The following is a 25,653-nucleotide window of genomic DNA, read 5'->3' as shown; positions in this document are numbered from 1 at the left end:
AGCCGGCCGAACTCATCCGGAACAAGGGTGCCTGGAAAGGCATTGATGATGTCGAGCTCGCCGCGGCGGAGCGGGTGCACTGGTTCAACACGTACCGGCCTCACCGGAGCACTTGGTGTAGCGACTCCCTCTGCGTTCCGATCAGACTTTTTCAGTGCGCTGCCGCGGGCTGCGTAGCTCGTGCACGAGCCGATGGGGATGAACCCTGAGTGGTGGACACGCTGAGTCTGGCCCATAATGGGCCGGAGAATGCGAGTAGAAACCATGCCAATGAAGAAGTACTCCGATGAGTTCAAAGCCGACGCCGTCGCGCTGTACGAGACTCATCCCGATATGTCTTATTCCCAAGTCGCGGCCGATCTTGGCATCTCCCGTGGCGCGATCAAGTCGTGGGTGTTCCAAGCACGGAAGGAAGCCGGCAAGGTGTCCACGAGCTCGCCTGATCGGCCCGAGACACCCGAGGAAGAGCTGGCTCGCCTGCGGGTCGAGAACGATTCGTTGCGGGCCGATAAGCGGTCTCTGCGGTCGGATGTGGAGCGGCTGGAAGAAGAGCGAGCGATCCTGCGGAAAGCCACGAAATATTTCGCGGCAGAGACGACCTGGTGATCCGTTTCCAGTTCGTTGACGACCATCGAAACACCCATGAGGTGAAGCGGATGTGTTCCGTGCTGGGTATCCAGCGCTCAAGCTTTTACAAGTGGCGTGCCTCCCGGCCGGCACGGGCGGCCAGGCAGGCTGCTGATGATGCTCTGTGCGAGCGGATTGAGCACCACTTCGAATTCTGGGACCACACGTACGGGTACCGACGGATCACGGCCGAACTCGCCGATGACCCGCACGTGGACGAGCCGGTCAACCGTAAGCGGGTTGCCCGCCCGATGCGGAACAACGGCATGGTCGGTATCCACTTGCGTAAGCCGAAGACTACGACGATCTCGGACCCAGATGTGAGTATTCGGTGGTGTGAGCGCCACTGACTATTGTGGTTGAGCGCCACCCGATATTGCCTTTCAGCGCCACCGGGTCGTGGCGGTGAGCGCCAGGCCGTCACCCGACGCTCACCGACAATTGGTCACTGCGTGGCTGTACTGATGTGTTCGCGCATGTTCATCTCCCCAGTCGTGATCCAGATCGTGTTGTGAACGATACGATCCATGATCGCATCCGCGTGGACACCGGACCCGAGTCGTTGATGCCAGTCCTTCTTCGCATACTGGGTGCAGAACACCGTCGATGTCGTATCGTAACGACGTTCAAGGAGCTCGAGCAGCATCGAACGGACATCGTCATCGGGTTCGTCGAGCAACCATTCATCGATGACTAACAGCGTGAACGCCGAGTATTTGCGTAACCATTTCTCCCGACCGCCCGGCTTGTCCTGCGCAGTGGCCCACGATTCTTCAAGATCGGGCATGCGAATGTAGTAGGCACGGTAGCGATGCTGACAGGCCTGCTTCGCCAGCGCCGACCCCAGATACGACTTGCCAGACCCGGTGAACCCCTGGAACACAACGTTTTGCTGCCGGGTGATGAACGAGGCGGTTCCGAGTTGAGCGATGACGTCACGGTCGAGGCCGCGCTGGTCGATCAGCGCGATCCGACGCAGATCCGCATCGGGATATCGCAGTCCAGCCCGGCGGATGAGCCCCTCGACTTTCGCATGGGTGAACGCAGCATGAGCGTCATCGACAGCGAGCTGGATGCGCTCTTCGAATGGCATTCCCAGGGTGAGAGCGTCGTCTTGGGCATCGAGTGCGCTCAGCAGGCTTGTTGACCCCATTTCACGCAGTTTCCGTTTCGTTTCGTCATCGAGACGAGTCATCGTTGTCCTCCTGCGTAGTAGTCTGGCCCACGAACGAAACCGACCGTGGGCGTTGGTCCAGCAGCGGGCAGCCCGGACGGTTCAGGGCTTCGTCTGCGCTTGCTGGAAGGCGTGTCTTGCCCACTGTCGAGAATCGGCCGCAAATGCGCATACCGTGGTGATCGAATCCGACCCGATAACGCGATACCAGCGGCGGCTTCGACTCGTTTAGGAGAGAAGCGGCGCGACAGGCGCAGCACTGCCAGTGCCGCGTTCAGTCCCTGTTCCTCAACGGGCACGGACTCGAAGATCCGGTTGATCACCGTCGTCGTGTCTTGTCCGATACGAGCTGCCCATTCCCGCACGCGAGGCCCGTCCCATTGTTGATACCTCTCACCATGGGGCAGGTCGCCATCGTGTGTGTGATGGGTGTTGATGACTCCTGCCAGCGGAAGCAGGTGACTCGAAAGCCGCGTGTGCCCGTCGAAGATCTCGACTGTCGTTTCCGTGATCCGTAAGTCGACGCTGGAACCGACATGCGCATAGGGCACGGAGTAGAAGTTCTTCTCGAACACCACGTGCCCGTCTTTGCGGACTTTCCTCCCATAGATCCAGCGGCTGATCTCATAAGCAACCGCCGGCAACGGCCGCAGCAGGGGCCGTTCCTCGGCGTCGAAGACCGATGCCCGTGATCCAGGGCGTTTCTGAAACGGTTGGGCGTTGTAGGCCCGCATTCGTTCATAGATCGCCTCACGTAGCTGAGGCAGTGTTCGAAAGGTCTGTCCGCGCAGTGCCGCGATGACCTGGGTGGCGATATTGCCGACCGTGTTTTCAACACTGGCCTTGTCCTTGGGTTTCCTGACTCGGCCCGGCAGGACGGCTGCCGAATAGTGTGCAGCCAGCTCACGATAGGCATCATTGAGGATGATCTCTCCTTCCCGAGGATGGGAGATCACGCCGGTCTTGAGGTTGTCGGGCACGATCCGGGGCACGCTGCCGCCGAACCAGTCGAACATCGCTATATGCGCCCGCAGCCAGGTGTCCTGCTTCATATCCAGGGCCGGTTCAACAAACGCGTAGCGCGAGAACGGCAGGCAACCGACGAAGAGAAAGACTTTCGTGTGTGTCCCCGCGACCGGGTCGGTAAGCGTCATCGTTTTGCCCGACCAGTCGACTTCGACGCTTTGGCCGGCCTTGTGTCCGACTCGAGAGGCCAGGCCGGAAACGAGCACATGGTGCTGGTAGGTCTTGCAGAAGCGGTCATAGCCCATCGCCGGCGAGTCTGTGGTGGCGCAGGCGTCACGGTACTCGCTATGCAATAGTTTCAGCGTGACCCCGACGCGCGCGAGTTCGCGGTGGACTTCACTCCAATCAGGTTGGGCGTAGACACTCTCATGCTGGCCACGGCCAGGAAACAATCGAGCGTAGACATCGGCATCCGGCATCCCGGCTGCCTCGTCGTAGGACAGCCCCACGGCGTCAGCGGCAGCGATGACGGCGTCGACGGAATGTCTCGACATGCCCTGAGCGGCAATCTGGCGGCGAGAGAGTCCTTCAGATCGGAGGCGAAGCACCAACTTCGCTTTAATTTTGCGTACCATTCGTTTTGCTCCTTCTACCGCGTGAGTGGCCACGCGGTAGAAGGAGCCTAGAAACAGGTGGCGCTGAAGTCGAATATTCGGGGGCGCTCACGACGCCGGTCGACACCCAAGACAGGTGGCGCTCAAAGACGAGCGCAGTGGCGCCCAAGAAGCCGAATATTCAGCGACCATGGTCGTCAATATACGTCCTCGTCGTTTCAGGCGATGTGTCGTCGGTTCGGGGTGGTCCAGTCGATGGGCAGGGTCGGGTCGAGTGCTGATAATGCCCTGGCGGAGTCGGTCAACGCGGCGTTGAAGCGGGAGACGCTGCAAGGAGCGAAGCGGTGGGTCTCGGACCTCGAGTGTCGTCGTGAGGTGTTTCGGTGGTTGGTTCGATACAACTCGAGGCGGAGACATTCGAGTCTGGGTTATCGAGCACCGGTTGACTTCGAGGTCGATTACACATTTATGATGGGCATTGCCGCCTGATAGTACACATTGATGTGTCCACTTCCAGGGGTTCACGCCCGATGATTAGAGAACTCTCCATCAAACCTGGTGCTTGAGAGCCTAAAGTTTCGTCAATCGTTCAACCGCCAACCTGAGGTCAGTCATTGGACGGGGCCTTTGCGCGAAACGGTTGTTCGGGACCGAGCGCGCTGTTGCTGCATATATCGGTCAAAGGTGTCCCTCCATTGCGGACAGAGGCTGTAACCAGAATGGAGTACTTCCTCCACCGCGAGTTCGGTGGGGAACCCGAACGTGTCATACAAGGTGAAGATATCCTTCCCAGTCATCCCCGTTGGGCCTCGTCGGTGGAGTTCCTCCAAGCCCTTGCGAAGCGTGCGCAGGAACACGCGTTCTTCCTTCTCCAAAACCGTCATGATCGTCTTGTGCTGCGTGTCTAGTTCCGGATAATTGTCATTGTAGAGGACGGTGATTACCGAAACTGTGGTGGGCAGAAAGAGCTTTTGAATTCCGATTGCCTGCCCATACCGGATCGCCCGACGTACCAGTCGGCGCAGCACATACCCGCGTTCTTTGTTCGCCGGCCGCACCCCGGCCACGATCATGAACACTGCTGCACGCAGGTGGTCGGCAATCACACGCATGCCAACTGTCGCGTCCCGGTATGAGCGGCCGCTGAGCTTCTCCAAGTGTTCGATGATAGGGCGAAGGACACTGATTTGGAATATGTCCGGGTCGTCGTTCGCAGCCGCAGTGATCCTTTCCAAGCCGCCACCAAAGTCGACATTGCGGTGAGTCAGCTGGGTGAAGGTGCCGTCGGGTTGGCGTTGATATTGCATAAACACCTGGTTCCCGATCTCCATGAATCGACCACTTTCGCTAGCCGGATGTGGCAGACCATGGGTCGGGTCGTGGTGCTCAGGGCCGAAGTCGAAGAATACTTCACTGTCGGGCCCACAAGGGTCCCCAACCGGAGTGCCAGCCAGCCCCTTACCTCGGCTCCACCAGTTTTCCTCGTCGCCATAGAAGAAGATGCGTTCCCCGGGACTGATGCCACGGGCGTCCCCGTCGGATTGGGTCCCGATCACCGCGACCTGGGCTTCAATTCCGGCGTCGGCGAACACTTGCTTCCAGATCTGCGCCGCTTCCTCGTCACGTGGGACACGTGCCGAAACATCGCCGCCGAACACGGTGACATACAAACGGTGGGGATCCAACCCGACAATGCGGGTCAAGAAATCGAAGAACCAGCGGATCTGCTGCTCTTTGAAGTAGTCACCGAGGCTCCAATTCCCTAGCATTTCGAAGAACGAAGTGTGTCGATTGTCGCCGACTTCAACCATGTCCTGTGCCCGTACTGCTGGTTGGCAGTTCGCCAGCCGCAGACCCGAAGGGTGCGGCTCACCCAGTAGGTATGGCATTAACGGTTGCATGCCGCTGCCGGTAAACAAGGTGGTGCCATCTTCTTCCGCCACGAGGCCACTGCGTGGAATGACGGTATGACCGCGTCCCTGGTAGTAGTCAAGGAAAGCAGTGCGGATATGCTGTGCGCGCAAAGGCATAGGTGATCGCTTCCTGAAGTAGTTGAATAGGCAATTGCTCGGATCGAAAGGTTCTGCCCGCCGTGCGATCAAGTTCGGGACCGCCACTACCGGGACAGATCCGGCCCGAGGAGTGGCGAGGACTATCGACGGCCTCCTGGCTACAAAGGTCTTCAACGGCGGTGGGGAGTACCAGCTCGTCAGAGCCAGAATCTACCTTCACCCGCGCGGGTGGGCGTAAACGAGCTCGGTGAACCGTTGCACGTAGTTCTGGAGGAACTCCACAGTCGTCTCAGCAGCGATAGCCCCGTCCTCATCAAACAAGCTCGGCGACTGGCCGAGAAACACTTCCGGTTGGCCAGGGGTAGGCATGTCGAAGTAGGACAGGGCCAGGCGGAGGTTCTTCTGGGAGCTGTAGCCGCCCATGCGTCCGACGGAATGGCTGATGATCCCGGCCGGGAGGTTCTTCCACGCGACGTCGCTGTTGGGCTTGGAGCCGATGTCGATGGCGTTCTTCAGGCAGGCTGGGATAGTGCGGTTGTTCTCAGCGGTCACGAATAACACACCGTCGGAGGCTTTAATAGTCTCCCTGAAGTGCGTGTACGCCTCTGGGGTTGGTTTGTCGGAGACGTCGGGGTCGTCATAGTCGAAGTCGTAGAGCGGCAGGTCGCGGATTTCGACGATCTGCACGTTGTAGCCCTCGGGGAAGTATGTGATGGTCTCGTGGGCGATCTTGCGCGTGTAGGAGCCGCGGCGCAGGCTGCCGACGATCACGGAGATGTTCTTGGTCATGTGGTGCCTTTCGTTTGGGAACAGGTTGGTCGGTCGACGGGTCTCAGAAGTCCCAGTCGGCGTCGCTGGTGTCTTCGCCCTTCCCGATGACGTAGGAGGATCCGGACCCGGAGAAGAAGTCGTGGTTTTCATCAGCGCTCGGTGCCAGGGCGGCGAGGATTTCCGGATTGACTTCGGTCTCTCCCGGGCTGAAACGTGCAGGGTAGCCGAGGTTCATCAGTGCCTTGTTCGCGTTGTAGCGTACGAACACTGCCACGTCGTCCATCAGCCCCAGCGGCTCGTACAGTTCACCTGAGTAGGCGAGCTCTAGCTCGTAGAGGTCTTCAAGCAGCTCGTAGGTGAACTCGTGCATCTCGTTCTGCCGTTCAGATGCCTGATTCTCGATGCCGCGCTGATATTTGTAGCCGGAGTAGTAGCCGTGCACGGCCTTATCCCGCAGGATGAGGCGGATCATGTCTGCGGTGTTGGTCAGTGTGGCGTGCACGGAGAAATGCAATGGCAGGTAGAACCCTGCGTAGAGCAGCAGTGAGGACAGCAGAGTAGAGGAGACCTTCCGTTTGAGCGGGTCGTTGCCGTAGTAGTGTTTCAGTACCTTTTTGCACCGCTGCTGAAGCAGGTCGTTGTTTACGGCCCACCGGTAGGCGTCGTCGATCTCCGGAGTGCTCGTCAGGGTGGAGAACACCGAAGAGTAGGACCGGGCGTGCACCGACTGCATGAACGCGATGTTGGTGTAGACGGCCTCTTCGTGTTCGGTGCGAGCATCCTGGATCTGACAGATCTCGCCGACGGTGGCCTGCACCGTGTCAAGCATCGTCAGCCCCGTGAAGACCCGCATAGTGAGAGTTCGTTCCTTCTCGGTGAGCCGGCCCCAGGCGGGGATGTCGTTGGACAGCGGCACCTTCTCGGGCAGCCAGAAGTTCGCGGTGAGCCGGTTCCACACCTCGAGGTCCTTCTCGTCGCCGACGCGGTTCCAATTGATCGGTCGCAGCCGGGCCGCGGGGTCGTGGCGGTAGGCGGGCGGGGTCACCGAGGTCTCGGCGAGCGAGCGGGTGGGGTTAGTGGTCGTCATGCGGGTTCCTTAGGTATGGGCTGGATTGGGTCAGAGTGTGCAGGAGACGCAGTTCTCGATCTCGGTACCTTCGAGTGCTGGTTGGCGCAGTCGGATGTAGTAGAGGGTTTTGATGCCTTTGCGCCACGCGTAGATCTGCGCGCGGTTGATGTCGCGAGTCGTGGCAGTGTCGCGGAAGAACAGGGTGAGCGAGAGCCCCTGGTCGACGTGTCGGGTTGCTGCGGCGTAGGTGTCGATGATCTTCTCGTAGCCGATCTCGTAGGCGTCTTGATAGAAGCCGACGTTGTCATCACTCATGTGCGGGGCCGGGTAGTAGACGCGGCCGAGCTTGCCCTCCTTGCGGATCTCGATCTTCGCCGCGACCGGATGGATCGAAGCGGTCGCGTTGTTCACATACGAGATCGACCCGGTGGGCGGGACGGCCTGCAGGTAGGCGTTGTAGATGCCGTGCTGTTTCACCGACTCGCGCAGCCGTTCCCAGTCCTCGCGGGAAGGGATGGTCACGCCTGCGTCTGCGAATAGTTCGCGCACCCGCTGAGTGGCGGGTTGCCAGTCATGTTGGGTGTATTTGTCGAAGTAGGAGCCGTCGGCGTAGGTCGAGTCCTCGAATCCGGCGAAGGTCTGCCCGCGCTCAATCGCGATTTGATTCGATGCGCGGATCGCGTGATAGGTGATGGTAAGGAAGTAGATGTCAGTGAAGTCAATGCCTTCTTCGCTGCCGTAGTGGATGCGCTGGGAGGCGAGGTAGCCGTGCAGGTTCATCTGGCCCAGTCCGATTGCGTGGCTGGTCTCGTTCCCGTTCGCCACGGACGGGACGGCATCGACGTTAGTCTGGTCGGAGACACTGGTCAGTGCCCGCACCGCGGTCTCCACGGTCGACCCCAGGTTCGAGGAGTTCATGGCCTGAGCGATGTTGAGTGAGCCGAGGTTGCAGGAGATGTCTTGGCCGATTTCCTGGTACCCGATAGCGGAGTCGTAGGTCGAAGGCGTGTTGGTCTGCAGGATCTCGGAGCAGAGGTTGGACATGTTGATGTGACCTGCCAGCGGATTGGCACGGTTGACGGTGTCTTCGAAGAGCACATAGGGGTATCCGGACTCGAATTGGAGCTCAGCGAGGGTCTTGAAGAACTCCCGGGCGCTGACCGCGTTCTTTCGAATCCGCGGGTTCGCCACGAGCTCGTCATAGTGGTCGCTCACCGACAGGTCTGACAACGGCGTACCGTATTCGCGCTGCACGTCGTAGGGGCTGAAGAGGTGCATGTCCCGGTTCTCCTTGGCCAGTTGGAAGGTCACATCCGGGATGACTACGCCCAGGGAGAGGGTCTTGATGCGGATTTTCTCGTCGGCGTTCTCTCGCTTGGTGTCGAGGAAGCGCAGGATGTCGGGGTGGTGGGCATGCAGGTAGACCGCGCCTGCGCCCTGCCTCGCGCCAAGCTGATTGGCGTAGGAGAACGAGTCCTCGAGGATCTTCATCACCGGCACCACGCCGGAGGCCTGGTTCTCGATTCGTTTGATCGGAGCACCGACCTCACGCAGGTTCGACAGCAACAGCGCCACGCCCCCGCCACGCTTGGACAGCTGCAAGGCGGAGTTCACGCTGCGACCGATGGACTCTAAGTTGTCCTCCACCCGCAGCAGGAAGCAGGAGACCAGCTCTCCGCGCTGGGCCTTCCCCGCGTTGAGGAAAGTCGGCGTCGCAGGCTGGAAGCGACCGGAGAGCATCTCGTCGACCAGCCCGGTGGCCAGTTGCTCGTCGCCCTGACCGAGGTAGAGCGCGGTAGCGACCACCCGTTCTTCGAACCCTTCAAGATAGGTGGTGCCGTCGAAGGTTTTCAGAGCATACGAGGTGAAGAATTTGAAGGCTCCCAAGAAAGTGGCGAACTGGTGCCCCACGGAATGGGCGCGCTCGTGCAGTGCGCATAGAAATTCCGGGGTGTAGGCTGCCAGGAATTCGGACTCGTAGTAATCGTGGTCCACTAGCCACTCCAGGCGCTCGGCCGCCGAGGAGAAGACCTTGGTGTTCGGGACCACATGCTGGCGGAGGTACTCGGCGGCGGCCTGACGGTCCTTGTCGAACTGGATCGAGCCGTCGGAGGCGAACAGGTTCAGTTCGGCATTGAGCGCGTGGTAGTCCTTCCGCGCTCCGATGCCGGTGCGCACGGGAACCTCTGAGGCGATGGTGGTCATGCGGTTGTCCTCTCGTTGTTGACCTGGTCCCAGAAGCGGGACAGGCCGGTGTTGACGGTGTCGATGTCGCGCTGGGTTCCCAGCAGCTCGAAGCGGTAGAGCTCCGGCACGCGGCACTTGCGCGCGATGATGGGCCCGGCCAGGCAGTAATGCTCGCCGAAGTTCGTGTTCCCCGCGGTGATCACCCCGCGCAGCAGAGCGCGGTTGGCCGGGTCGTTCAGGAAGGCGATCACCTGCTTCGGAACCGCACCCGCCTGTTCCCCGCCGCCGTAGGTCGGCACGACCAAGACGAAGGGGCATGCCACCCGAATCATGCCCTCCAAGCGTGGGCGCAACGGTATGCGTACGGCAGGACGGTCGAGCTTATCGACGAATCGACGGGTGTTCTCCGAGACGCTGGAGAAATACACCAGGTCCGGCGATTCACCCTCGTGCAGCTCTCGGATCGGATAGGTCGTCTGTGGCCGCGGTCCATGCACCACTACAGCCCTCCTAGAACTAGAAACTCTTTTTGCCAAGCCTTCTGCGCGTACCTCAGTTGAGGCTTCTGAGGTTTCCCTGCCGTGCTTTTCGTAATTCGGTACACCGATACTATAGATTCGGCGTACCAAACTTCAAGCGCGACTCAGTGTCCGGTGCCCCAACCGAAAGGATTGATGATGAACGAGAGTGCACAACCGCAGGGCACCTGGATCGAAGCGATCACCGTGTTCGAGGAACTTCGCGCTGGCAACACCGATGGCGCTCTTGAAGTAGTGAGAACGTGCTCAGACGTCGAGCGGATGCTCGGATACCTCTTTCGTCTGACGTCCCTGTTTCTCAGGAGCGCACGCTCGGAGGACATCGACCACTTCATAGAAGCCGCACACCGGGCGGAACATCCACCTACTCTCAGGTATCGATGAACGGGGCCGCCGGCGCCGGTTGCGATACTGCGCGATTTGAAGTCCGTCATATAAACGCTGAAAGCCCACTCTGTCGCAGTCTGAGCTTTTGAGAACATGAATCGAGAAATGAGTGATGGGAATGCAAATCAATTTGAAGTCGAAACTCGCTCTGATCTCTGCCTCGGCGCTAGCCCTGACAAGTTGCGGTGCTGGGAACGCGGAGTCGTCGTCGACCGAAGGTAAGCCTCAGGTGTTGACGACGTTCACCGTCCTTGCCGATATTGCCGACAACGTAGCCGGCGAACACCTGGAGGTGGAATCGATCACCAAAGTCGGTGCCGAGATCCATGGATATGAACCCACTCCCAAGGATGTGGCCAAGGCGTCAGAAGCCGACTTGATTCTTGACAATGGGCTGAATCTGGAGGCATGGTTCGAGCAATTCGTCGAACAGACCGACGCCCCGCATGAAGTCGTTTCCGAGGGTGTCGAACCAATCGACATTTCCGAGGACGCCTATGCGGGCAAGCCGAATCCCCACGCATGGATGAGCCCTGTCAACGTCCAAATCTATGTCGACAACATGGTCGATGCTTTCAGCGAGCTGGATCCAGATCACGCCGCCGACTTTCAGTCCAATGGAGAGTCGTACAAAGACGAACTTCAAACCGTTCAGGATGACCTTGTCGGTGAGCTGTCGACACTGCCAGACAAAGAACGAGCCCTCGTCACGTGTGAGGGCGCTTTCTCCTACCTCGCCCGGGACGCGGATCTCGACGAGCGCTACATCTGGCCTGTGAATGCGGAGCAGGAGGCAACCCCGCAGCAGATTTCCTCCACTATCGAGTTCGTCAAGGACAATGACGTTCCCGCAGTATTCTGTGAGTCCACCGTCTCGGACAAACCAATGCGACAAGTCGTTGACGCCACCGGCGCGGAGTTTGGCGGGACACTGTATGTCGACTCGCTTTCAGAAGCGGACGGACCTGTGCCAACATACCTTGAGCTCATTAAGCACGACGCTGACACCATCACTGAAGCTCTGACGGGTGGGAACAAGTGACTTCAGCAATCCGTGCTGACGGTGTCACAGTGCAATACGGCGACGTCAGGGCACTGGAGGATGTCAGTCTCGGAGTGGAGTTCGGTTCCGTGACAGGTCTGATCGGAATGAACGGGTCGGGGAAGTCCACTCTGTTCAAAACGATCATGGGACTGACCCGCCCGGTTCAAGGCACCGTATCGATCAACGGCAGGACACCGACGCAAGCACGCAAAGAAGGCTTGCTGGGATACGTGCCACAAAGTGAGGATGTTGACTGGACGTTCCCCGTCAGCGTCCGCGATGTCGTCATGATGGGCCGCTACGCGCATCAAGGATTCACTCGAAAGCCCACGTCGGCGGATCGTCAAGTGGTCGAACAGGCACTAGAACGCGTCGGGCTCCAGATGGGGTGTCATGATTTGAGTAGACAGCAGAACCCGATGAAAGGAAACTGCTGCACATGACTACCAACCAATCCCCGCGGCGGCCCCGCAGAGAGTTCACCTCGGAGTTCAAGGCCGACGCCGTCGCGATGGTCACCGACCTCGGGAAGTCCCGAGCCGAAGTCGCCCGCGACCTCGACATCAACGAGTCGACGCTGGGCCGGTGGGTCGCGAAGGCCACTGGCACTGAAGGAACCGGCTCCGGATCAGCTCGACGCGCTCCCGACGCCAACAGTGATGACCCGGCCGAGATGGCCAAGGAAATCGCTCGTTTGAAGCAGGAGAACGCGTTCTTGAAAAAAGCCGCGGCCTTCTTCGCGAAGGAACAGCCGTGAGCGCGAAGTACGAGCTGATCCACACCGAAGAAGGCGCCTTCCCCGTCACCTTGATGACCCAGATTCTGGGAATTGAGCGCACCGGCTACTATGCGTGGAAGAACCGGCAGGACACCGAACCGGACCCTGAGTCCAGGCGTGGTCGCCGCCAGATCGTCGCCGACCGGGTCTACGCCCTGTGGTTGGCGTCGAACAAGGTCTACGGCATTCGCCGGATCCACAAGGATCTCGCAGCCGAAGGGATCACCGTTTCGCTGGGGTTGGTCGCTGCGATCATGCGCGAGCTCGGGATCGCGGGTGTCCAACCCCGGGCAACGAAGCGAACCACGATCCCTGCCGCCGATGCCCAGGACAGGGCGGATCTGGTGCGGCGGGAGTTCAACCCGCCGGTACCCACGACGCATCTGGTCAGCGACATCACTTATCTGAAGACGGGTGAGGGGTGGTTGTTCCTGGCCACGGTCATCGATCTCACGACCCGGATGGTGGTGGGGTGGGCGACGGCGAAGCATATGCGCACGAGTCTGATCATCGATGCTCTTAAGGTCGCCTACCAGGGCGGATACGTTGCCGAGGGCGCAATAGCGCATTCGGATCGAGGCAGCCAGTACACCTCTGCGGAGTATGCGGAAGTCGCACGATTGATGCAGGTTCGCTTGTCAGTGGGCAGGACTGGGGTGTGTTGGGACAACGCGGTCGCGGAGGCGTTTTTCGCTTCGTTGAAGAATGAGATGTTCCATCGTCAGCGATTCGCTACTCGCGCAAGGGCACGGCTGGCGGTCGCGGAGTATATCGAGGTGTTCTACAACCGGAAGAGGCGTCACTCGGCGTTGGGCTATGAGATCCCTGCCCGGGCGATGGAGTCGTTCTTCGATCGCACCGAGACGGAATCATCGGCAGCCGACCGGGCTGCTTGAGGAAATAGTGTTCTCCTGTCGAAACAACTTGACACAGTCCAAGACCTTCGGTTCTCGACAGATCGGACAGTTGTCTGGTGGGCAGAAGAAACGCACATTTGTCGCTCGTGGACTTGCGCAAGGAGCCAACGTGCTATTGCTTGATGAACCCTTCGCTGGGGTAGATAAGAGCAGCGAATCGACCATCGTTCAACTGCTGCGTGAACTCGCCGATGAGGGGCACTGCGTGCTCATCTCCACTCACGATCTGCATGCTCTGCCACAACTGGCTGATGAGGCAATCCTTTTGCTGCAGTCAATCCTCTTTCAAGGTCCTGTCGCCGATGCTCTGCGCCCCGAGAACCTCTCACTGGCATTTGGTCTCGACATTCGAAGGGCAGAAGAATCCGAATGAACCTCTACAGTCTCGTCATCGAACCACTCCACTACGAATTCATGATCAGAGCACTGACCACCACAGTGCTCGCTGCAATCGTCTGCGCACTCTTATCGTGCTGGCTGATCCTGGTCGGCTGGTCTCTGATGGGTGACGCTGTTTCGCACGCAGTTCTTCCCGGGGTCGTCATTGCCTACATCGCAGGGATCCCCTTCGCCGCCGGTGCGCTGGTTTTCGGATTCATCGCAGTCGCAGCGATCGGCATTCTTCGAGGAACTAGTCGGATCAAGGAAGACGCTGCCATCGGCATCGTCTTTACGACCCTGTTTGCCCTGGGGCTAGTGCTGATCTCGACGACGCCGAGTCACACCGACCTCAATCACATCATCTTCGGCAACATCCTCGGCGTTTCGACTTCGGACCTTCGACAGATTGCGCTGCTTGCTGTCATCGCGTTCGCCGTCCTGATTGCCAAGCGCCGCGACCTGACTCTGTACGCATTTGATCCGACTCACGCTTACGCAATCGGCCTGTCGCCGCGGGTTCTCGGAGCGCTGCTGCTTGCACTCCTTGCTCTGACGACAGTGGTAGCACTTCAGGTTGTCGGTGTCATCCTGGTCGTGGCGATGCTCATCATTCCAGGAGCGACCGCCCACCTTCTCACCGATAGATTCAATCGAATGCTCCTCATCGCGCCCATCATGTCGGCGTTGTCCTCGGTGCTAGGGATCTACCTGAGTTACTGGTTGGATGCCTCATCTGGCGGTCTAGTTGTGCTTGTCCAAGGTGTCGTCTTCACCGGTGTTTACCTGTTCAGCCCCAGCCACGGGCTGATCGCCAAGTCGCGGCAACATCGCCGGACCAACGACCAGTGGAAGCGGCACTCGGCAGAGGCTCAAGTTCCGTGATCGACGAGTACCTCCGCGGTCTCTGGGAGCTGGAGGAGTCGAAAAACAAGTCCATGACCCGGGCCCAGCTTGCCGAGACTCTGCAACGCAGTCGGCCTGCAGTGACTCAGTACCTTCGAGTCCTCGCCAGTCACAATTTGGTCAGGCAGGAGCATTATGGGCCACTTTCATTGACCGAGGCCGGCGCGTGCAGGGCGCTGTCGGCTGTGCGCGCAGAAAGAATTTGCCGCTGCCACCTCTTTACGATTCTCAGTGTTCCATGGCACCGCGTATTGAAAGAGGCATCGGTGATGGCAATGGCACTGAGCTCCGATGTCGTGGAGACGATGGCTGCTCTTGCCTGCAGCCCCGAGCTCGATCCCTATGGCAACCGAATACCAACAAAGGTAGACGATCTGCGACCGGGAGACGGCGAACCTCTCGCCGCTCTCCCGACTGCTCACCTACTTCAAGTTTCGAGAATTGGACGCGCCCCTGAGCATCTACTCTTCGAACTGGAGCGGAAGAACATCCTTCCGGGCACCCACATCACCCTCGAGAAACACCCTGATGGCCAGAGCAGTCTCACATTGGAGCCAGACGATAACGTTGTAGTCCTCAGCGACGATGCCTCCGAGTATGTCTACGCAACTTCAACAATTCAGTAGCGCCGTTCTTACGACAACTCACGCAGCAGAGCACGGGGATACCCACATGGCGTCGCTGGCCGTGCGCCCGAGCGTCACGCCAGCTCCATTGCCTCCCTCAAGGTGAATCACAATAGAATCAGAGAATGGAGGACCCGCTTCGGTGCTGAAATACGATCCGACATGAATGCCGTACTCAGCCAGAAACTGCAAAAGGTTGGGATCGGAATCCGAAATCCGCTCGACACGGACTCGGCTTCCCGTTCCGACGTGTGTCAATGGGATCGCAGCCGGGCGATCAATGGTTCCGTCTGCAGCTGGAATGGGGTCTCCGTGAGGGTCGCGATCGGGGTGGTCGAGATGTTCGGCGATACGGTCGACCATGAAGTCTGACACCGCATGTTCGAGGGTCTCGGCTTCGTTATGCACCTGGTCCCAGGTGTATCCGAGGACCTCGACGAGGAAGGTCTCGATGAGGCGGTGACGACGGACCATCGCAAGGGCATAGACTCGACCTTGTGCCGTCAGAGCAATTGACCCGTACGGCGTGTGCGCGACGAGCCCCTCGTCCGAGAGTTTGCGAATCGCGTCGGATGTCGTTGACTGCCTGACCCCAACCTTCTGGGCAAGCGCGGTGGTCGTGACGGGAGCATCAGACCACTCGCCCAAACTCCAAAGTGCTTTCAGATAGTTTTGGGCGCTGTCAGAGAGTTCAGTGACGGACATGGTCGAAGATTACCAAACTGTTCTGTCCGTCCGATCGTCAGCCCGTTTGCTTGGGTTCTTCACAGTTTTTGCGTTCAGGTTCGTGCATCACGAGCGTTGCTATCGATGACGCCGGGGACAAGGTCAGGCTGTCTGTCAGATTCGTCCTTGTTCTCATCCTCTTCGCCCGCGCCCGCCTTCTTCCCAGTTTGGTAGTCATCGGCGGCCTGACGGATCGAGTCGAATTTGGCGTAGAACCCGTCGCCGGGACAGCTTGTTTGGCCAACGTCGCGATGTCCGACAATCGCTTTCATCTCCTCCCCGGCTAGTGATGTCGAGCCACCCGCTTTCACCCCGCTCAAGGACAGCTTCCACCCGACCACCTCCGCGACCGCATCAAGAGTGCGCTGGGGCGGTGCCTTCTTGTCATAGTCGCCGAGCACGGAAATGCCGAACGATCCTGTGTTGTACCCGGCGGCGTGAGCGCCGACTACGGCCTTCTTTACCCCGCCTGCGCGCCCCTCCCAGAGTCTTCCGTATTTGTCGACGAGCATGTTGTAGCCGATGTCCGACCACCCTCGACCCGTGATGTGAAACGACTGGATCCCTCGTAGAATCGCAGGCACATCCTCTGCGGCATAGTCGTTGTTGCCATCGGTGTGATGGATCACTGCGGCGGAGACTGAGTCCGCGATCGTGGGAGAATTTCGTACCAGTTTTTCGCTCGCACCCCAGTCTTTACGGGTAGCGACTTCGGGCTGGACAACAGAGTTCTTCGCCACGTTGGCCGCCGATGCTGCGCATAGTGGACAGGTGCATCCGCCCGTCCGTGTGCAAGGTGGTACCGAGGCGTGGTCAATTGAGTGGGCATGCTGCGACACCTCCCGATCAACCGATTCCGAACTCTTGGGCGCATTCTCTGCCACCAGTTCTGAATCGCCGGGGTGCCTCTTCGAAGCGACACTGACGACCTTGGCATCGGCTGGACTGCCGCCGTCACCGAGAACACGCAACTGAATACTGTCTGTATCAGTGGTGTAGTAGGGGTCCGTGCCGCGCGAGCCCTCCCCGGCATCCGAAGCATGCAGGTGCTGCCACCCGGACCAGCGGCCATTCGTGTGAGTTCTGATCTCGAACTCGACCCGAACGTCGTCGTCGAATGCGATTCCTACGACATTCGGTGACGCTGACGGCAGATCGATGACATCGGACAATGCCGAAATCGTGATTCCGTCCGTAGTTTCAGCGGCACCTGATCCCGTTGGCGCTGCAAGGTCCCCATCCTTACGATCATCGGACACATGAGGGCTCTCGGTCGACGATGGGCTCGTCACGGCTTGGTCCTGTGCATGAGCGACAACGGCGCTGGTGAAATGAGCCGAAGTATCACGAAGGCTCTGCGGAGCGCGCAGCAACGGCGGCAGGGATGTGGTCTTCGTCCGCGTGACTGACCTCGTCGTCGACGATGCGTCCCTGGCCCCTGCCGAAAGTGCCCCGGTTGCGCTGATTCCAGACAGCGGAGACTCAGAGACTTCAGGATCGCCGGAGTGCAGCGACGCGGAGGCGGGTGGAAGGCCGATGTTCACCGCCAACGCCAGGGATCCGGCTGCCGAAAGTGTGAGTAGCTTCGTATGCATGAAGGTCCTTCTCGGGGGAAGTTCGTGAAAGGCATGTTCAGGGTATCGGCTTAACGAACAAAAGTCTATGTTCAGTAGATTACACGTTGCAGGAACAGTGCACTACGGTGCGCAGTCAAGCGACACGACAGTGTCGCACGACATCGACAGACGTATTTCGGAGTAGCCGAGGGGTTCGTTCACGAGCGCTGGGTGGGATGGTGTCGACGAGACTCGTTGAGGGCACTATCGAGTTTGATTCTGGAAATCGGTCGTCGGCCTCGGAGCGTGACCTCGACTGAAGAGGCCCGCCGAGTTGAAGTTGTTCAATGATTTCAGATGCCGGGGCCGCGTTCATGGTCTTCATGGGTATTGTCGCAACATGTTCGATCGATCACGGGTTTCGCCTCGAGCTTGGCTGGCTCTCGGGCCAACGATCGTTACGATGCGAGCCGATTAGTGCTTCGGATCCCGAGACGAACTAGGGCGTGTCTCCTTTATTGACGATTCCAGGACTGACACGGTGGGTTCATGACGACAAATCAACGACACCGAGTATTCACTGATGAGCAGTGGGAGAAAATCGAACCACTGTTGCCCTCAAACGTCGGCAAAAGAGCCCGACCGTTTGAGAACAACCGTCGAATCGTCGAAGGAATCGTCTACCGATACCGGGCCGGCACCGCCTGGCGCGACTTGCCACGCGAGCACTTCGGCCCCTGGCAGACAGTATGGAAACGCCACCGCCGCTACGCCGCCGACGGCACCTGGGACCGTGTGCTGGCCCACGTGCTTTCTGATGCCGATGCTGCCGGTGACATCGATTGGAACGTCTCCGTCGATGGCACCATCAACCGTGCCCACCAGCATGCAACGAACACGACACGCCCTGACCAAGACACAGGGGGCTACGTCGAATTACAAGAATTCTCCCGATTCGGAGTGTGAGCCGGCCGGGCACGGCATCGGTCGCTCGCGTGGTGGGCTGACGACGAAGATCCACCATGCCGTCGACGGTAAGGGTCGGCCTTTGGCGGTGGTGGTCACCGGCGGGCAACGTCACGACGGGGTGATTCTGCCGCAGGTCCTGGCTGATATTCGAGTGCCCCGGGCTGGTGGTGGGCGTGCTCGCACATGCCCGGACTCCGTTCTGGCGGATCGTGCCTATGGGTCCAGAGGCAACCGCGATTACCTGCGTTCGCGTGGAATCCGCACAGTGATCCCGGAGAAGAAAGACCAGATCGCGACTCGAAAGAAGCGCGGTAGCAAAGGTGGGCGACCGCCGGCGTTCGATGCCGCCGCGTATCGGAACCGCAATGTCGTCGAGCGTTCGTTTGCCTACGTCAAGCAATGGCGAGGGCTAGCGACGAGATACGACAAGCTCGCCATCACCTATCGAGCGGCAGTCGTGCTCAGCGCGATCCTGACATGGCTCCGCCGATAAAGGAGACATGCCCTAGCCACATTCGGGATGTTGTTCCGGTCCGATACAGAATTCAACAAAGGTGGGGCCAGCAGGCAACCGACTCAGTATATATTTCGCTACTGGGGTGGATTGCCGAACTCAACGGTCAAACTCAATTTTGGGCCGAGTAGCCCACAAATGGCCGCGAGATGGCTTCTTGACCAGAAAGCTCCACGACGTTACATTAGGGTGCCGAAGTAGCAGCCACCTCAGGACATTCTCTATTTCGTGGACCAATGTTGGACAGTCAACGCTCCGGTCTATCGGCCAGAAGGTGGTCCGAACCATCGCTTAAGATGATCGTAAAGAACTGACTGGTCAATGCCGGACCATGCGACGTAGCCGTCCGGTCGAATCAACATCGATGGCATTGTGGTCGTCTGGACTGTTTGGATGTAGTCGACCCGCTGGCTCCACGGTGCAGCGCTGCTGACGAGCGTTCCTCCAGTAGTATCGACGAGAATCGGTCGTGCAGAACGCAAGAGTTCGGCCAGTCGGACTTTGTGTCCGTCGCAGAGCGTCAGTTCGATCGTCGGCGCGAACCAGCCTGCCAGTTCTCCGTCTCCCATATTGTAACGAACGTCAGATCCAGCAATCAGGTCCGCGATGAGCTGAAGATTGTCTTTGTTGTTGAGAAGCTCGCTGAAGAGTTCTCGAAGCGCGGTGACGTCGGAGCCCGGGGACATTAGAGCCGTTTGTGCTTGAGTTTGCATGAAGACTCTGTCTCCCAACGGTCTACGCTCAGACTCGTATGTGCTGAGTAGATCTTTGGGTGCCCAGCCGTCGATGTCGGCGGCAATCTTCCACGCCAGATTCGCGGCATCCTGAAGAGCAAGATTCAAACCGGGTCCGCCTGCAGCGGAGTGCACATGGGCAGAGTCGCCAACGAGGAAGACACGGCGGTCGCGGTACCGTTCGGCCAAGCGAGTATTGCGTCCACTGAGCCGACGCAGCAGAGTTGGGCGGCCAATCGGTGGAGGTGTCAGTTTCACTGGCGCGCCAATGACTCTTTCGATGCTGTTTTCCATCTCAGCCATGGACATGCGTGTACCAGTTCCCGGGCAATTGCCGTCAGGTTCCTCTTCCCATTCCATGGTGTGTACTACAGGATTCTGTGGGTCCAGCATGGCGATCGTGAATACGCCCTGCTCTGTTCTGTAGAAGGTTCCCGGAATTCTCCCAAGTCCAGCTACATCTACCTCGCCTCCATCGACCGGAATGAACTGGTTGGACGGAGCGATCAACGCGGTGCGATCGACTATATGGCGGTCAGTATGACCGGGGAATCCAATCCCGGATTCCTTCCGTACGTTGCTCCTGGCCCCGTCGCTGCCGATCAGGTAGTCAGCGGTGATAATCGATTCGGTCCCAGCTTCTAGATCCGACAGGGTGACTTCGACATGGTCATCCGCCTGCGTAAACGACTTCATTTCGATGCCTCGGCGGATCTCGATGCCTAGTTCCTCGGCACGAACGTTCAACATTTGTTCAAAATCTCGTTGATTAATTGGCAACAAATGCATGGGGTTATCGTCGGCCAGCATATGCAGTGGAAGGGGCATTGCGCCGAAGAAGAACCCTGGAGCAGCTTCTGGAATCGATGTACCGCTGGCTCGTTCGAACAATCCACGGTGATCAAGCAAACGAACGACTTGTCCGGTCAAACCGTGTGCTTTGTCGTCTTGGCTGATGCTAGTGAGTCGTTCTATCACGAGTGGTTTTGCACCTGCGAGTTTGAGTTCGCATGCAACGAACACGCCGACTGGGCCACCGCCGACGATTATGACATCAAACATAGAGTTCCTTCTGGATTGGGTGAATAATGTGTGGCTCAGAGAGTGTGATCTAGACCCGCTCCCAGTTGTCGAAAGGACTCGGACAACTGGGAGAGGAGCGGCTGGGGCTCTTCTAGTCCGAGCCAGTGTTCCAACGTGGTTAATAGAGTTGATAGTGCCGCGTTTGCAACGAGGCAGGGGCGTGGATCGGTCGTGGTTGACACGCCGATCCGACGTGCTATTGCTGCGCCGAGCGTTGCAGTAGCAGCCCGAGCTCCGCGGTCGACCGCGGACTGCATTTCTGGGTCAGAGAGTATTTGAAGAAGTTCGTCGCGCTCGGACTGCGACGGAGATGTGTGTTTCGATTCCGTCTTGTACGGTTCGAGAATCACGTGCGTCACTGCTGTCCATATTGGTTCACTGGCCGGTCGGATTGACAAAGCGTCCGCCGCGGCTTGGGTGCGCGAGACATGGCGATCGGCAATAGCATCCTCCTTGCTGGAGAAATAGTTGCCGAATGTTCGCCGAGACACGCCCACACGGTTGACAATATCGACGACCCTCACATTGCTCAGGCCCCGTTCTCGAGCAAGAAGCACAGTCGTGAGGCTCAGGCTATTTCGCAGTGCAAGTCTCTTACTCTCCCTCAGCCCTGTTGTCATGACGTCAGCTTAGAATAATATTGCCTATCAGGCAATATTGCGCATTGGGCATGCAATGAAACTATGAAAAATGGGGGCAACAGGTTCTTGCACGGTTCAGAAGAATAGACTCTTGGTCGCCGGGGGCGGTCTGCAGAATGGTGTGCCATGAGCACGATCATGGCGTCAGAGACGATGCCCGCTATCTATTGAATAGATCGACCTGATCAGTTCTCACAGGTCTCGATCGTCGATGTCATGGCCTTGCGATCTGCCGGTGTCACAGGTAGTTCGTACTTGTCGGCGACGAATGCGTACCTGGCAACGAATGTGCAGTCGTAGGCGGGGTTGCCTGAGTCGGTGGGCATCCACTCTTCGGGGCCGAGGTCGGACTTCGACTGGTTGGCCGGACCATCGACAGCGATGAGGTTGTCGGGATCATTCGCGATTGCTTCGCGCTTGTCCTGGGACCAATCTTTGGCGCCCATGCGATAGGTGTACCCGAGTGCGACGATGTGTTCGATCTGAACCTCTGAGGAGGTGGACGGGCCGCGAGTGAATTCGATGGTCTCACCGGTGTAGGGGTCATCAAGTGTGCCGGTGGCTACTTGGCAATCATCGTCGTGGGAATAGGTGACGTCGTCGAAGTCTCGGTTGAGGATGTCGTTTCGCGTGTCGCCACAGAACGATGGGTCTGACGAATCATCACCGGTCCGGAACCTGTCAACCTTTTTGGGTCACTTGCTGAGCTTCGTCGTTGAGTTTGCTGGCGGGGTCTTCTCGTCCTGGTCGGGCGGGTTGATCCAGGCTGTGGTGGGCAATGCCGGCGGGACTGGGTGGTGGCGGACGAACCGCTCGGGGTGGGCCATATAGGCCTTCTCGAGGACGCTGGCGCGGTGGTCCCGGATCTCGGCGGCGTAGCCGTGGTGGACGTCGATCGGGGTGTGCATGCCGATCCCGGAGTGGCGGTGGACGGTGTTGTACCAGCGGTAGAACTTGCTGCAGAACGCTCTGGCGTCCTCGATCGAGCCGAACTTCTCGGGGAACTCGGGCCGATACTTCAACGTCTTGAACTGCGACTCTGAGTACGGGTTGTCGTTGGAGCAGTGGGGGCGGGAATGCGTCTTGGTCACGCCCAGGTCGGCCAGCAGGAACGCGACCGGTTTCGAGGCCATCGAGGAGCCGTTGTCCGCGTGGATGGTCAGCTGATCACGGTCCACGTCCTGCTTGGCGATGGTCTCGCCCAGCAGCTTTTCGGCCAGCGCCGCCGACTCGGCGGGGGCGACCATCCATCCCACCGTGTAGCGGGAGAAGATATCGATGATCGAGTACAGGTAGTAGTACGTCCACTTCACCGGACCGTGGAGCTTCGTGATATCCCACGACCACACCTGATTCGGGCCCTCAGCTGCGAGTTCGGGCTTGACCCGGGGCGGGTGCGTGGCCTGGCGGCGTCGCTCACGGACCTCGCCGCGGCGGCGTAGCAGGCGATACATCGTCGAGACCGAGCACAGGTAGACACCCTCATCGAGCAGGACCGCGTGAATCTCGGCCGGGGCCATGTCCACGAACCGCTGCGAGTGCAAGACCGCGAAGACCTCGGCCTCCTCGGCTTCGGTCAGGGCCCGCGGCTGCCGGGCCGGCTCGCGGCGCTGACGCGGCGGTGCCGGGGACTGGCGATGGCGGCGGTAGTGGGTGGCCCGAGACCGTCCCACCGCCCGGCAGGCTGCTTTGGTGCCCACCAGCTCGGTGAGCTCGGTGATCGTCTCGTCGATCATCGCTTCTCGGGCTTGTCGTTGCTGCTGGTCGAGAACTGGTCCAGCAGCGCTGAGAGTTTTCCCTGGACCTCGATCACCGCCTCGGCCTTGTCCAGATCCGACCGCAACCGCTCATTTTCCTTCCGCAACCGCGCGGCTTCCTTCTGGGCTGCTGTGGCCGGTGCCGCGCCCCCGGAGCGACCCAGTGCCTCTTTGGCTCCGCGGTCGCGCTGGTCTCGCCAGGCGCTGATCAGCGAGGTATACAAGCCCTCCCGGCGCAGCAACGCGCCTCTGCCTTCGCGGTCCGCATTCTCGTACTCTGCCAGGATCTCGGCCTTGTACTTCGCGCTGTAGCGACGCCGGCAGGCCTTGGGCGGGACCTGCGGGTCAGGGACTTCATCCATACCCCCAGAATGCCTCGACTCGATCGGAGTTGTCATCGTTGTGTTCATCGCGGGGATACCTCCTCCCGCCCTCTACGACACCAAACCGGACCATCCGGGTGTCTCATCTAAGGCTGACACAGAGGGGTCAGCCAGGTTCCGTACTGCGGGACACGATCGTAGCCGTCCATCGATGAGGCTTCCTTGGTCTCCAGTGATGCGATAAGGGCGGTGGCCTTCTGCCGGTCCACGGTGCCGATGGTGGCTGTACCATCCGATCCGATGAGGTCGTTGAGTTCGACAGAGACTGAAGGGCCGGCCGGTGCGGCTTCATCGGCGGCCTTCGTGGAGTCAGTGTCGACGACGTTCGTGTAGAGGAAGAATGCGGCGATGGCCGCGGCGACGAGGGTGAAGATTGCTTTTCTCATACTGGCCACTGACGTGGGGAGACTGAATGGGTCCCCACGTCAGCGGCCAGTGATGCCTGGAGAACCTGTTGACGAACATGATTGTCTAGAGGAAAACGAAAGGGGCATGTGATGGTCAGCGTCACCACCGAACTCAGTGACGATCAGGCATTGGGGCTGATTGGGGTGTCATGATTTGAGTAGACAGCAGAACCCGATGAAAGGAAACTGCTGCACATGACTACCAGCCAATCCCCGCGGCGGCCCCGCAGAGAGTTCACCTCGGAGTTCAAGGCCGACGCCGTCGCGATGGTCACCGACCTCGGGAAGTCCCGAGCCGAAGTCGCCCGCGACCTCGACATCAACGAGTCGACGCTGGGCCGGTGGGTCGCGAAGGCCACTGGCACTGAAGGAACCGGCTCCGGATCAGCTCGACGCGCTCCCGACGCCAACAGTGATGACCCGGCCGAGATGGCCAAGGAAATCGCTCGTTTGAAGCAGGAGAACGCGTTCTTGAAAAAAGCCGCGGCCTTCTTCGCGAAGGAACAGCCGTGAGCGCGAAGTACGAGCTGATCCACACCGAAGAAGGCGCCTTCCCCGTCACCTTGATGACCCAGATTCTGGGAATTGAGCGCACCGGCTACTATGCGTGGAAGAACCGGCAGGACACCGAACCGGACCCTGAGTCCAGGCGTGGTCGCCGCCAGATCGTCGCCGACCGGGTCTACGCCCTGTGGTTGGCGTCGAACAAGGTCTACGGCATTCGCCGGATCCACAAGGATCTCGCAGCCGAAGGGATCACCGTTTCGCTGGGGTTGGTCGCTGCGATCATGCGCGAGCTCGGGATCGCGGGTGTCCAACCCCGGGCAACGAAGCGAACCACGATCCCTGCCGCCGATGCCCAGGACAGGGCGGATCTGGTGCGGCGGGAGTTCAACCCGCCGGTACCCACGACGCATCTGGTCAGCGACATCACTTATCTGAAGACGGGTGAGGGGTGGTTGTTCCTGGCCACGGTCATCGATCTCACGACCCGGATGGTGGTGGGGTGGGCGACGGCGAAGCATATGCGCACGAGTCTGATCATCGATGCTCTTAAGGTCGCCTACCAGGGCGGATACGTTGCCGAGGGCGCAATAGCGCATTCGGATCGAGGCAGCCAGTACACCTCTGCGGAGTATGCGGAAGTCGCACGATTGATGCAGGTTCGCTTGTCAGTGGGCAGGACTGGGGTGTGTTGGGACAACGCGGTCGCGGAGGCGTTTTTCGCTTCGTTGAAGAATGAGATGTTCCATCGTCAGCGATTCGCTACTCGCGCAAGGGCACGGCTGGCGGTCGCGGAGTATATCGAGGTGTTCTACAACCGGAAGAGGCGTCACTCGGCGTTGGGCTATGAGATCCCTGCCCGGGCGATGGAGTCGTTCTTCGATCGCACCGAGACGGAATCATCGGCAGCCGACCGGGCTGCTTGAGGAAATAGTGTTCTCCTGTCGAAACAACTTGACACAGTCCATTGTCTGGGACTGCGATGATCAGATGACTGCGGTCATGTTCCCACTTTGTGCCCATCGCCGCCGCGATGTCTGTGGACCGATAGCGCCAGAACTCCTTCAAAGATATGACCGCGTAGTCGAGCTCCTGCTGAAGCAGTGACTCGACCTCCCAGAGGTAGTTCAGCGCCCACAAGAGCGAGTTCGGATCGTCATGGTTGGCGTCGCGTGTCTGCCTCTCGGCGAAGCTCAACAGCAGATCGAGTCGTTTCCAAATATTGCGTCCCCCATCGTTCTGGGGTTCAGGATCCGTGTTGTCAAAGTTCTCAGTCACTGAATTTCCTCCTCCGGCGGGTGGTTGTGAGGTTGCGGCCCCAGTTGCCGCAGTTGTTTGTCGACGGCCGCATCGATTGGTTGCTCGGCCAGCGCGAACGCTGGA

The 25,653-nt window shown here is 59.4% G+C and carries 22 protein-coding genes and 3 pseudogenes; 11 read left to right on the top strand and 14 right to left on the bottom strand.

Annotation, left to right across the window (positions count from 1 at the left end):
• Positions 1–270 precede the first annotated feature (270 nt).
• Together ACSE4D_RS02525 and ACSE4D_RS02520 are read left to right on the top strand one after the other, a co-directional pair.
• Entirely contained in the window at positions 271–606 is a 336-nt protein-coding gene (locus tag ACSE4D_RS02525) for a transposase (RefSeq protein ID WP_167854519.1), read from the top strand.
• A complete protein-coding gene (locus ACSE4D_RS02520; RefSeq protein WP_436326634.1) occupies positions 603–977 on the top strand; it encodes an IS3 family transposase in 375 nt (124 codons plus the stop codon). The genes ACSE4D_RS02525 and ACSE4D_RS02520 overlap by 4 nt, the downstream gene beginning before the upstream one ends.
• A 95-nt stretch (positions 978–1,072) precedes the next feature.
• On the opposite strand, the gene ACSE4D_RS02515 is transcribed toward ACSE4D_RS02520, so the two are convergent.
• Positions 1,073–1,822 (bottom strand): ATP-binding protein, encoded by a 750-nt coding sequence (locus ACSE4D_RS02515; RefSeq protein ID WP_101555552.1) that lies wholly within the window; start codon positions 1,820–1,822, stop codon positions 1,073–1,075.
• Positions 1,819–3,402, bottom strand: coding sequence for an IS21 family transposase (gene istA / locus ACSE4D_RS02510; RefSeq protein WP_426936501.1), 1,584 nt, complete (start codon positions 3,400–3,402; stop codon positions 1,819–1,821). Before istA ends, ACSE4D_RS02515 begins: the two co-directional genes overlap by 4 nt.
• A gap of 162 nt (positions 3,403–3,564) precedes the next feature.
• Between istA and ACSE4D_RS02505 the strand changes: the two are divergent.
• Positions 3,565–3,870, top strand: a pseudogene (locus tag ACSE4D_RS02505) (transposase); the annotation flags it as partial.
• A gap of 122 nt (positions 3,871–3,992) precedes the next feature.
• Here ACSE4D_RS02505 and ACSE4D_RS02500 read toward each other — a convergent pair.
• The 5 genes from ACSE4D_RS02500 to nrdI form a co-directional block, all read right to left on the bottom strand.
• Complete coding sequence (locus ACSE4D_RS02500; RefSeq protein WP_205683413.1) at positions 3,993–5,411, bottom strand: alanine--tRNA ligase-related protein; 1,419 nt, start codon at positions 5,409–5,411, stop codon at positions 3,993–3,995.
• A 198-nt stretch (positions 5,412–5,609) separates the two neighbouring features.
• Entirely contained in the window at positions 5,610–6,182 is a 573-nt protein-coding gene (locus ACSE4D_RS02495) for an NADPH-dependent FMN reductase (RefSeq protein WP_135542737.1), read from the bottom strand.
• A 43-nt stretch (positions 6,183–6,225) separates the two neighbouring features.
• Entirely contained in the window at positions 6,226–7,251 is a 1,026-nt protein-coding gene (nrdF, locus tag ACSE4D_RS02490) for a class 1b ribonucleoside-diphosphate reductase subunit beta (protein WP_135542735.1), read from the bottom strand.
• Positions 7,252–7,281: 30 nt separating this feature from the next.
• Positions 7,282–9,438, bottom strand: a complete 2,157-nt coding sequence (gene nrdE / locus ACSE4D_RS02485; protein WP_135542733.1) for a class 1b ribonucleoside-diphosphate reductase subunit alpha — start codon at positions 9,436–9,438, stop codon at positions 7,282–7,284.
• Entirely contained in the window at positions 9,435–9,875 is a 441-nt protein-coding gene (nrdI, locus tag ACSE4D_RS02480) for a class Ib ribonucleoside-diphosphate reductase assembly flavoprotein NrdI (protein WP_426937522.1), read from the bottom strand. Before nrdI ends, nrdE begins: the two co-directional genes overlap by 4 nt.
• A gap of 589 nt (positions 9,876–10,464) precedes the next feature.
• Here nrdI and ACSE4D_RS02475 point away from each other — a divergent pair.
• From ACSE4D_RS02475 to ACSE4D_RS02450, 6 genes and pseudogenes are all read left to right on the top strand, one after another.
• Positions 10,465–11,388: a metal ABC transporter substrate-binding protein gene (locus ACSE4D_RS02475; RefSeq protein WP_135542741.1), complete on the top strand. Its 924-nt coding sequence runs from the start codon at positions 10,465–10,467 to the stop codon at positions 11,386–11,388.
• Positions 11,385–11,771, top strand: a pseudogene (locus ACSE4D_RS02470) (metal ABC transporter ATP-binding protein); the annotation flags it as partial. The gene ACSE4D_RS02475 and the pseudogene ACSE4D_RS02470, both read left to right, overlap by 4 nt.
• 59 nt (positions 11,772–11,830) lie before the next feature.
• A protein-coding gene (locus tag ACSE4D_RS02465; protein ID WP_425120641.1) for an IS3 family transposase occupies positions 11,831–13,065 on the top strand; the annotation gives its coding sequence in 2 pieces (ribosomal slippage) (positions 11,831–12,116 and positions 12,116–13,065; 1,236 coding nt in all).
• Positions 12,986–13,459 (top strand): ATP-binding cassette domain-containing protein, encoded by a 474-nt coding sequence (locus tag ACSE4D_RS02460; protein WP_426936500.1) that lies wholly within the window; start codon positions 12,986–12,988, stop codon positions 13,457–13,459. The genes ACSE4D_RS02465 and ACSE4D_RS02460 overlap by 80 nt, the downstream gene beginning before the upstream one ends.
• A complete protein-coding gene (locus ACSE4D_RS02455; RefSeq protein WP_009882354.1) occupies positions 13,456–14,349 on the top strand; it encodes a metal ABC transporter permease in 894 nt (297 codons plus the stop codon). The genes ACSE4D_RS02460 and ACSE4D_RS02455 overlap by 4 nt, the downstream gene beginning before the upstream one ends.
• Positions 14,346–14,996, top strand: a complete 651-nt coding sequence (locus ACSE4D_RS02450; protein WP_164742781.1) for a metal-dependent transcriptional regulator — start codon at positions 14,346–14,348, stop codon at positions 14,994–14,996. Before ACSE4D_RS02455 ends, ACSE4D_RS02450 begins: the two co-directional genes overlap by 4 nt.
• A gap of 18 nt (positions 14,997–15,014) precedes the next feature.
• Here the strand turns inward: ACSE4D_RS02450 and ACSE4D_RS02445 are convergent, their stop codons facing one another.
• The gene (locus ACSE4D_RS02445) at positions 15,015–15,701 is read right to left on the bottom strand and encodes a metal-dependent transcriptional regulator (protein ID WP_029416765.1); all 687 of its coding nucleotides are present in this window, start codon (positions 15,699–15,701) and stop codon (positions 15,015–15,017) included.
• Between the two features lie 74 nt (positions 15,702–15,775).
• Positions 15,776–16,894 (bottom strand): peptidoglycan recognition protein family protein, encoded by a 1,119-nt coding sequence (locus tag ACSE4D_RS02440; RefSeq protein ID WP_167854514.1) that lies wholly within the window; start codon positions 16,892–16,894, stop codon positions 15,776–15,778.
• Between the two features lie 933 nt (positions 16,895–17,827).
• On the opposite strand from ACSE4D_RS02440, the gene ACSE4D_RS02435 reads away from it, so the two are divergent.
• Positions 17,828–18,740 (top strand): IS5 family transposase gene (locus ACSE4D_RS02435; RefSeq protein ID WP_240690162.1). Its coding sequence is split into 2 segments (ribosomal slippage): positions 17,828–18,199 and positions 18,201–18,740, totalling 912 coding nucleotides; the frame shifts between segments, so codons are not numbered across the junction.
• Between the two features lie 281 nt (positions 18,741–19,021).
• Here the strand turns inward: ACSE4D_RS02435 and ACSE4D_RS02430 are convergent.
• From ACSE4D_RS02430 to ACSE4D_RS02410, 5 genes and pseudogenes are all read right to left on the bottom strand, one after another.
• Positions 19,022–20,557 carry an FAD-dependent monooxygenase gene (locus tag ACSE4D_RS02430; RefSeq protein ID WP_436326633.1) on the bottom strand — a complete coding sequence of 512 codons (1,536 nt, stop codon included), beginning with the start codon at positions 20,555–20,557 and terminating at the stop codon, positions 19,022–19,024.
• Positions 20,558–20,592: 35 nt separating this feature from the next.
• Positions 20,593–21,198: an acyl-CoA-like ligand-binding transcription factor gene (locus ACSE4D_RS02425; RefSeq protein WP_135542783.1), complete on the bottom strand. Its 606-nt coding sequence runs from the start codon at positions 21,196–21,198 to the stop codon at positions 20,593–20,595.
• Positions 21,199–21,404: 206 nt separating this feature from the next.
• A pseudogene (locus ACSE4D_RS02420) lies at positions 21,405–21,842 on the bottom strand (HNH endonuclease family protein); the annotation flags it as partial.
• Between the two features lie 72 nt (positions 21,843–21,914).
• Positions 21,915–23,374, bottom strand: a protein-coding gene (locus tag ACSE4D_RS02415; RefSeq protein WP_425120636.1) for an IS3 family transposase whose coding sequence is annotated in 2 segments (ribosomal slippage) — positions 21,915–23,017 and positions 23,017–23,374 — 1,461 coding nt in all. Because the reading frame shifts where the segments join, the coding sequence is not laid out codon by codon here.
• 71 nt (positions 23,375–23,445) lie between these two features.
• Positions 23,446–23,745 (bottom strand): hypothetical protein, encoded by a 300-nt coding sequence (locus ACSE4D_RS02410; RefSeq protein WP_436326632.1) that lies wholly within the window; start codon positions 23,743–23,745, stop codon positions 23,446–23,448.
• Between the two features lie 216 nt (positions 23,746–23,961).
• Here ACSE4D_RS02410 and ACSE4D_RS02405 point away from each other — a divergent pair.
• Positions 23,962–25,196 (top strand): IS3 family transposase gene (locus tag ACSE4D_RS02405; protein WP_426936496.1). Its coding sequence is split into 2 segments (ribosomal slippage): positions 23,962–24,247 and positions 24,247–25,196, totalling 1,236 coding nucleotides; the frame shifts between segments, so codons are not numbered across the junction.
• The last annotated feature ends 457 nt before the right edge of the window (positions 25,197–25,653 follow it).

It is taken from the genome of Brevibacterium sp. FAM 27836 (genome assembly GCF_051351055.1).
Lineage (GTDB): Bacteria > Actinomycetota > Actinomycetes > Actinomycetales > Brevibacteriaceae > Brevibacterium.
Note: the sequence above shows the minus strand (reverse complement) of the source record. Positions and strands in the feature narration are given on the sequence as shown.

Excerpts from the sequence above, each read along its gene's own strand:
- ACSE4D_RS02475 (WP_135542741.1), top strand. The coding sequence starts at position 10,465 with ATGCAAATCAATTTGAAGTCGAAACTCGCTCTGATCTCTGCCTCGGCG.
- istA (WP_426936501.1), bottom strand. The coding sequence starts at position 3,402 with ATGGTACGCAAAATTAAAGCGAAGTTGGTGCTTCGCCTCCGATCTGAA.
- ACSE4D_RS02495 (WP_135542737.1), bottom strand. The coding sequence starts at position 6,182 with ATGACCAAGAACATCTCCGTGATCGTCGGCAGCCTGCGCCGCGGCTCC.
- ACSE4D_RS02445 (WP_029416765.1), bottom strand. The coding sequence starts at position 15,701 with ATGTCCGTCACTGAACTCTCTGACAGCGCCCAAAACTATCTGAAAGCA.
- ACSE4D_RS02410 (WP_436326632.1), bottom strand. The coding sequence starts at position 23,745 with ATGAGAAAAGCAATCTTCACCCTCGTCGCCGCGGCCATCGCCGCATTC.
- ACSE4D_RS02425 (WP_135542783.1), bottom strand. The coding sequence starts at position 21,198 with ATGACAACAGGGCTGAGGGAGAGTAAGAGACTTGCACTGCGAAATAGC.
- ACSE4D_RS02455 (WP_009882354.1), top strand. The coding sequence starts at position 13,456 with ATGAACCTCTACAGTCTCGTCATCGAACCACTCCACTACGAATTCATG.
- ACSE4D_RS02460 (WP_426936500.1), top strand. The coding sequence starts at position 12,986 with ATGAGATCCCTGCCCGGGCGATGGAGTCGTTCTTCGATCGCACCGAGA.
- ACSE4D_RS02430 (WP_436326633.1), bottom strand. The coding sequence starts at position 20,557 with ATGTTTGATGTCATAATCGTCGGCGGTGGCCCAGTCGGCGTGTTCGTT.
- ACSE4D_RS02515 (WP_101555552.1), bottom strand. The coding sequence starts at position 1,822 with ATGACTCGTCTCGATGACGAAACGAAACGGAAACTGCGTGAAATGGGG.
- ACSE4D_RS02500 (WP_205683413.1), bottom strand. The coding sequence starts at position 5,411 with ATGCCTTTGCGCGCACAGCATATCCGCACTGCTTTCCTTGACTACTAC.
- nrdE (WP_135542733.1), bottom strand. The coding sequence starts at position 9,438 with ATGACCACCATCGCCTCAGAGGTTCCCGTGCGCACCGGCATCGGAGCG.
- ACSE4D_RS02525 (WP_167854519.1), top strand. The coding sequence starts at position 271 with ATGAAGAAGTACTCCGATGAGTTCAAAGCCGACGCCGTCGCGCTGTAC.
- nrdF (WP_135542735.1), bottom strand. The coding sequence starts at position 7,251 with ATGACGACCACTAACCCCACCCGCTCGCTCGCCGAGACCTCGGTGACC.